8 protein-coding genes are annotated in these 6,345 nt (G+C 53.1%); 4 read left to right on the top strand and 4 right to left on the bottom strand.

Going from position 1 to position 6,345, the window contains the following annotated elements:
- Nucleotides 1–155: 155 nt before the first annotated feature.
- The 3 genes from WKT05_RS09090 to panC are packed head-to-tail and all read left to right on the top strand — an operon-like array spanning nt 156 to nt 2,711.
- Nucleotides 156–1,025, top strand: a complete 870-nt coding sequence (locus WKT05_RS09090) for a Rossmann-like and DUF2520 domain-containing protein (protein ID WP_340413821.1) — start codon at nt 156–158, stop codon at nt 1,023–1,025.
- A complete protein-coding gene (gene panB / locus WKT05_RS09085) occupies nt 1,022–1,849 on the top strand; it encodes a 3-methyl-2-oxobutanoate hydroxymethyltransferase (protein WP_340413820.1) in 828 nt (275 codons plus the stop codon). Before WKT05_RS09090 ends, panB begins: the two co-directional genes overlap by 4 nt.
- 4 nt (nt 1,850–1,853) lie before the next feature.
- Entirely contained in the window at nt 1,854–2,711 is an 858-nt protein-coding gene (panC, locus tag WKT05_RS09080) for a pantoate--beta-alanine ligase (protein ID WP_340413819.1), read from the top strand.
- Between the two features lie 32 nt (nt 2,712–2,743).
- On the opposite strand, the gene WKT05_RS09075 is transcribed toward panC, so the two are convergent.
- Entirely contained in the window at nt 2,744–3,604 is an 861-nt protein-coding gene (locus WKT05_RS09075; RefSeq protein ID WP_340413818.1) for a polyphosphate kinase 2 family protein, read from the bottom strand.
- Nucleotides 3,605–3,658: 54 nt separating this feature from the next.
- On the opposite strand from WKT05_RS09075, the gene WKT05_RS09070 reads away from it, so the two are divergent.
- Complete coding sequence (locus WKT05_RS09070; RefSeq protein WP_215508143.1) at nt 3,659–3,850, top strand: PspC domain-containing protein; 192 nt, start codon at nt 3,659–3,661, stop codon at nt 3,848–3,850.
- Here the strand turns inward: WKT05_RS09070 and WKT05_RS09065 are convergent.
- The 3 genes from WKT05_RS09065 to WKT05_RS09055 form a co-directional block, all read right to left on the bottom strand.
- Nucleotides 3,810–5,063, bottom strand: a complete 1,254-nt coding sequence (locus tag WKT05_RS09065; RefSeq protein ID WP_340413817.1) for a tetratricopeptide repeat protein — start codon at nt 5,061–5,063, stop codon at nt 3,810–3,812. The two genes, WKT05_RS09070 and WKT05_RS09065, sit on opposite strands and share 41 nt — an antisense overlap.
- Before the next feature lie 75 nt (nt 5,064–5,138).
- A complete protein-coding gene (locus WKT05_RS09060) occupies nt 5,139–5,702 on the bottom strand; it encodes a VanZ family protein (RefSeq protein WP_340413816.1) in 564 nt (187 codons plus the stop codon).
- Nucleotides 5,699–6,343 (bottom strand): HAD family hydrolase, encoded by a 645-nt coding sequence (locus WKT05_RS09055; protein WP_340413815.1) that lies wholly within the window; start codon nt 6,341–6,343, stop codon nt 5,699–5,701. Before WKT05_RS09055 ends, WKT05_RS09060 begins: the two co-directional genes overlap by 4 nt.
- Nucleotides 6,344–6,345 lie beyond the last annotated feature (2 nt).

Raw genomic sequence — 6,345 nt, 5'->3', positions numbered from 1 at the left:
TTTTTTGTTTGCGCAGACAAGCGTTTTCTGAAAAAACCTTGTCAATCCGCAAAATGAAACGTACAATGGTTGTGGTAGTATTCGAAGGAAACTATACACTTACTTTTACATGAACCATCGAAACAATGTGTATTGCACTCAAACGAGGTGATAACATGAAGCGAGTAGGCATTATCGGCGCCGGAAAAGTCGGCGTCAGCTTAGGCATCGCCCTGTTTACATCGGGGCCCCTAAAAATCAGCGGCTACTACAGCCGCAGCCTTTCAAGCGCAGCCTACGGCGCAGAAAGGACAGCGAGCGCGTGCTTTGAGACCTTAAATGAATTGGTCGAAGCCAGCGACGTCATACTAATCGCCACCCCCGACGACGTGATCGAAGGTGTGTGGCGCGACCTTTTACAATTGAATATTTCGGGAAAGATTCTCTGCCACACGGCGGGCAGTTTGTCTTCTTCCCTTTTCTTCCATCGTACTACCAAAGACGTTTCTGCCGCATCCATGCATCCCTTATTGGCCTTTGCCGACAAGGAATCGGGATACGCATCCGTCGGTCGTGCGTTTTTTACTTTAGAGGGCGATAAGAAGGCGGTGGCGGTTTTAAAAGACTGCCTCGACGCCCACAAGATCCCTTATAAAGTCATGACAAGTGCGGACAAGGCCACCTACCATTTGGCCACGGCGGTTATGAGCAATTTAGTCGTGGCCGTAAGCGCCATGGCCTTCGACCTCATGAAGGACGTGGGCTTTACAGAAGCCGAATCGAAAGAGGCCTTAAAGCCTCTCGGGACCGGGAACCTGGCGAAAATTTTCGACGTGGGCCCCTCCGCCGCCCTTACGGGTCCGGTGGAGCGCTGTGACATGACCACCATTCGCCGCCACTTAGACGCCTTGGCGCGAAAGGGCGACGAAAAGGAAGAGGCCCTCTACCGGGCGGCCAGCCTGATTTTGGCCGACATCGCCGAGGAAAAACACGGGGATCGACCCTACGACGACTTGCGTCGATTGTTGAAAGGAGAAGAAGCATGAAAAAAGCAACGGTACGCACATTTAAAGAGGCCAAGGAGACGGGCGAAAAGCTCACCATGATTACCTGCTACGATTATTCCACGGCGAAGCTGGTGGATCAATCGGGGATCGACTCCATTTTAGTCGGCGACAGCTTGGGCATGACCATGTTGGGCTATGAAGACACCCTGTCCGTCACCTTGGAGGACATGATCCACCACTCCGCCGCTGTGGCACGAGGTGCAAAACATCCTTTGATTATTTGTGACATGCCCTTTTTAACCTACTCCACCGGCATTCGCGACAGCGTCATCAACGCCGGCCGCCTCATTTCAGAAGGCTATGCCCACGCCGTGAAGCTGGAGGGGGGCACGGAAGTGAAAGAGGTCATTAAAGCCATTGTGGATGCGAAGATCCCCGTCTGCGCCCACATCGGCCTCACGCCTCAATCGGTGAATGCCTTCGGCGGCTTCCGCGTTCAAGGAAAAGATGAAGCCACCGTGGCCAAACTCTTTGCCGATGCCAAAGCCGTGGAAGAAGCGGGGGCCTTCGCCGTGGTTATGGAATGTGTGCCGGCGGCCCTTGCGAAGAAGCTCACGGAAATGCTTTCCATTCCCACCATCGGCATCGGCGCCGGCGTGGACTGCGACGGGCAGGTTTTGGTCTATCAAGACATGCTGGGCATGTTCGACGATTTCGTGCCGAAATTCGTGCATCAATTTGCCCACATCGGCGAAGCCATGGTGCAAGGATTTAAAGATTACAACGATGCGGTGAAAGAGGGCAGCTTCCCCACAAAGGAACACGAATTCACCATGGACGAACGATTACTGGAGGACAAATAAGACGATGAAGATTATTACCCGCGTAGACGAATTAAAAGCCGCCTGTGAAGCGGCAAAAGCCAAAGGCAGTGTGGGCCTCGTGCCCACCATGGGCGCCTTACACGAAGGCCACGGCTCCCTGATTAAAAAATGCCGCGAAGAAAACGACACGGTGGTGGTGTCGGTGTTTGTTAATCCCCTACAATTTGCACCGGGGGAAGATTACGAAGAATACCCCCGGGACATCGACAAAGACGGCGCCTTTTGTGAAAGCTTAGGGGCGGACATCGTCTTTCACCCGGAACCGGAAGAAATGTATCCGGAAAACTTCGGCTTCCGCGTTACGCCCCCCGAGTCCATGACCCATATTCTCTGCGGCATTACCCGCCCCATTCACTTTGCAGGCGTCGCCACGGTGCTCACCAAGCTATTCAATTTGGTAACGCCGGATAAGGCCTATTTCGGCCAAAAAGACGTGCAACAGGTGGCCATTGTGGAAGCCATGGTTCGCGACTTAAATATGGACCTTACCATCGTGCCCTGCCCCATCGTGCGGGAAGAAGACGGCTTGGCGAAAAGCTCCAGAAACCGCTACTTAAATGCTAAGGAGCGAAAGGCCGCCGTGGTCCTCTCCCGCTCAATTAAAAAGGCCAAGGCCATGGTTCGGGAAGGCGAAAAAAATGTGGCCGCCCTCTTGGATGCGGTAACGAAAGAAATTCAGGCCGAACCTTTGGCGAAAATCGACTACGTGGAAATTCTTCGCTTCCCACATTTCGAGCGGGATGCGACCTTGGTGGAAGACAGTTTTATTGCCATGGCTGTCTACATCGGAAAAACGCGCCTCATCGACAATAGCTTTTTTAAAGAAGACTTAGCGAAATAGCACAGAAAAAGACGGCCCGCGGGCCGCCTTTTTTATTCTTCTTCTAAAATTTTTTTCCACTTGGCCAAATTTTCCTTTTCCACCCGTGCCAATTCCGGATAGGTCGGGTTCATCTCTTTCATGAGGTGAAGCATAATCTCCGACACCGCGTAACGGGCATACCACTTGCGGTCGGCGGGAATAATGTACCAGGGGGATTTTTCCGTGGCGGTGTGGGCGATTAAATCCTCGTAGGCCCTTTGGTAATCTTCCCAATAGGCCCGCTCGTTCACATCGGCGGCGGAAAACTTCCAGTGCTTTTCCGGGCGAAGGATTCGCTCCATAAGCCGCTCTTTCTGCTCGTCCTTGGACAGATGGAGGAAGATTTTCACCACGGTAAAGCCGTTGTCGTTTAAGTAGGTTTCGAAGGCGCGGATCTCCTTAAACCGCCGCGTCCAAATGTCTTCATCGACGAGCTCCTTGGGCAGGGGCGACTGCTTCAATAAATCGTGGACGCGAGTGACCAGCACATCTTCGTAGTGGCTGCGGTTGAAAATGGCGATTTCGCCGCGGCGAGGCAAGGCTTTCGCGATGCGCCACAGGTAATCGTGATCCAGCTCTTCGCTGTTGGGGACTTTAAAGGGCGTTACCGTTACGCCTTGGGGATTAAGGGCCGTAAAGACGTGTTTAATGAGGCCGTCTTTTCCCGCGGCGTCCATGGCCTGAAGGACCACGACGATGCCCCGGGTGTTTTCGGCGTAGAGGGCGTCTTGCAACGCGGCCATGGCACGAAGATTATCGGGCAGAAGTTTATTCTTCACTTCTTTTTTATCCAGCGGCCCGTCGTAGGTTGTGGCGTAATCTTTTAGATGGATCTTTGTTTTTTCTGGGACTTTGTATTGCTTTGTATTCATGATTCACCGCCTTTTCGGGTATAATACACATAGTGATTGAGACAGGAGGATACTATGAAAAAAGAATTGAGACGAAGCACCACCGATCGCGTTTTCGCCGGCGTATGCGGCGGCTTAGGCGAGTATTTCGGCATCGACTCCAACATTGTGCGGGTTCTATGGGTTCTCTTCGCCTTAGGCGGCGGGAGCGGCCTGTTGGTCTACATTATTTGCGCGCTGTTGATTCCCGAAGAAGCGACTTGGTAAGGACAGCGTCTTTCGCTTGCAAGAGCCGCACATTTTTCGGATCCAACGTCAGGAAGGCGTCGAGGAGTTCCTCGGCGTCTTTTTTGTTGCCCTCTTCCACGTAGCGATTGGCTCGGGCGATGGCTTCCGATTGGATGCTCTCGATCATGGCCTTGGCGTTGGCGTAATTGGTGCGGTCTTCCTTCACCACTTCCTTGTAGGCACCGTAGGCGGCCAGGCTGTCCCCTGCGCGGGAAAGGGCCAGTGCCTTTTTGTAGGACGCGTCGGAGGCCTTTAAGGTTTCAAGCTCCTGAATCTTTAAGGCCATGTCCACATTGTCCACCGTGGGCGGCAGATCGTCGTAAATGGCTTCGGCGGCGGCGTAATCGCCCATGGCGATATAGCTTTGGGCCTTGTCGTAATTGCGCTTCGTGTTCACCCCGTCGTAAATGCGAAAGGCGAAGAGGGTGAGGGCAATGGCCGCCGCGGCGGCGACGAGAAAGAGGGCGGCGCCTTTTCTCTTCGACGGCCTTTCCGCCGAGGCCAGGCCCCGTTCCAAATCGATTTCATCCAAGGGGCGAATGGGAATGGTCTCCTCATAGGCCGTGGCCCGATCGGCGAAATCTCGGTCCTTGTTGACGTAAAGCTGAAAGAGCTTTTTGTTGACCTGCCGCTCGGTCACTGCCGAGAGCACGAAGTCCTTGGAGCGGCTGCAGTGGCGACAGATGTTGTCTTCCTCGCCATTGGTAAAGCCGCAGATGCAGCGCCACATCGTGCCGATTTTTTCGCCGTAGGTGTAAAAGTCCGGCCCGAAGAGCTTTTTCAGCTCGTCCTTTTTTTCCTTGGGCACCGTGGGCACGGTATAGGACATTTCCTTGGTGCGGTCGTAGTAATTTCTCGTGCCGTCTTGAAAATGCACTTCCGATATGCGAATGCGCACGCCCCTGGCCGTGTGGTGGCGCTCGTCTAAAATCCAGTAAGGAAGGTAAGACAGGGACTTGGGCTTTAAGGCCAGATGCTCGTAGCTGTGGTGAAAGACGGTTTCGTCGAAAATAAATTTGCCGAAGGCATTAATAAAAAGCACGTCCACCTTTAAGAGGGTGACGGTTTTGTCGGTGTTATTGATTACGTCGATGACCAGGGCGAAATCCGTGTCTGCCTGGGCCAAGTAGGCATTCACCACCTGCACACGATTGGCCGGATTCACCCGCACTTTTGTCAATAGGGTTCGCATAGAAACCTCCTCGCCCTTATTATAAAAAAAGGACGTAAAAGAAACAAGAAGCAAGAAAAAAAGCACCCTCAGGTGCTAGCGGCGGTAGATCGTCGGGGGAAAGCGGTGCTGTTTTTCAGAAAGCAGAAAGCCCAAAAAGACCCCGAGCATATTTAATAGCCAATCGTCGATGTCGGCGCTTCTGCCGGTGAAATACTGCAAGGTTTCCACGAGGAGAAAGACTCCGGCGTAAAGCAAGAGGGTGGATCGGCGGCCCTTCATTCGCCGAAAGAGCACCGGGGTAAAAAAGCCCAGGGGCACGGCGATGAGAATGTTGCCGAAAATATTTAAAAACATGCCTGTAAAGGAGCCGTAGCGCCAAAAGGCCTTGATGGTGGCGAAGGGAATTAAATTCAGCTTCCAATCGGCGAGGGCTGTGTCGATGCCCAAGATCACGCCGCCCATTTCCAGGCGCTCGTTGCCGACGAAAAGAAAAGACAACAGCCACAAACAGTAAGTGGAAAAGGCGATGAGCAGTCGCTCCCGTTTGCGATTGCTCTTCTTTTTTTGTTTGGAAAAAAGTTGGGCGCGAATCAGTGAAAAGGAACAGAAGGAAAGGAAGCCCACCACAGGGGTCATCTTCAGCACATAGTAAATCAAAAATACCTCTCCGGTTCAAAATCCAGTAAGCTGTCCAGGAGCACGTCGCTTTCTTTAACGATGGCATCCCGGTAGGGAAGGTTGTAGGTGTCTTTTACGGCCACGACGTAAAGCCCCGCTTCTTTGGCGGCGGCCAGCGCGTAGTGGGCGTCGTCCACGAGGATGATTTCATTGGGCGCCACCCCGAGGCGCTTCGCCAAGATGTGGTAGTAGGTGATGTCGCTTTTCTCTATGCCCACGCCGTCGCAGGTTTGGATGAAATCGAAGGCACGATCCAATTTAAAGCGATGCAAGGCGGGCATTAAAAGCTCTTCGTTTGTGGCCGTGGCAAGAACCACCGGGCCCAGGCGCCGCGCCTTTTCAATGGCTTCTAAGGCGCCTTCTTTTAAGGGAAGGGTTTTGCCGTAGCCGTCCAGCAAAATGGCGCCCATTTCGTTAAAAATTTCCTCCGGCGTCTCCTCCAGCTCCAGCTCCCGCTTAAAAAAGGCGCTGGATTGGTTTAAGCTCATGGTGGTAATTTGATCGTGAATGGCGTCGGTGTATTCCTTGCCCTTGGACTCCACGAAATTGCGGCCTAAATTGCGCCACATCCCCATGGAGTCGATTAAGGTTCCGTCGAAGTCGAATGCGATGGCTTTCATAG

Origin of the sequence: Peptoniphilus sp. HCN-40583, from assembly GCF_037892835.1 — a bacterium.
Lineage (GTDB): Bacteria > Bacillota > Clostridia > Tissierellales > Peptoniphilaceae > Aedoeadaptatus > Aedoeadaptatus rachelemmaiella.
The sequence above is the reverse complement of the archived record's forward strand: the minus strand, read 5'-3'. Positions and strand labels throughout refer to the sequence as shown.

Excerpts from the sequence above, each read along its gene's own strand:
- WKT05_RS09090 (WP_340413821.1), top strand. The coding sequence starts at position 156 with ATGAAGCGAGTAGGCATTATCGGCGCCGGAAAAGTCGGCGTCAGCTTA.
- panB (WP_340413820.1), top strand. The coding sequence starts at position 1,022 with ATGAAAAAAGCAACGGTACGCACATTTAAAGAGGCCAAGGAGACGGGC.
- panC (WP_340413819.1), top strand. The coding sequence starts at position 1,854 with ATGAAGATTATTACCCGCGTAGACGAATTAAAAGCCGCCTGTGAAGCG.
- WKT05_RS09075 (WP_340413818.1), bottom strand. The coding sequence starts at position 3,604 with ATGAATACAAAGCAATACAAAGTCCCAGAAAAAACAAAGATCCATCTA.
- WKT05_RS09070 (WP_215508143.1), top strand. The coding sequence starts at position 3,659 with ATGAAAAAAGAATTGAGACGAAGCACCACCGATCGCGTTTTCGCCGGC.
- WKT05_RS09065 (WP_340413817.1), bottom strand. The coding sequence starts at position 5,063 with ATGCGAACCCTATTGACAAAAGTGCGGGTGAATCCGGCCAATCGTGTG.
- WKT05_RS09055 (WP_340413815.1), bottom strand. The coding sequence starts at position 6,343 with ATGAAAGCCATCGCATTCGACTTCGACGGAACCTTAATCGACTCCATG.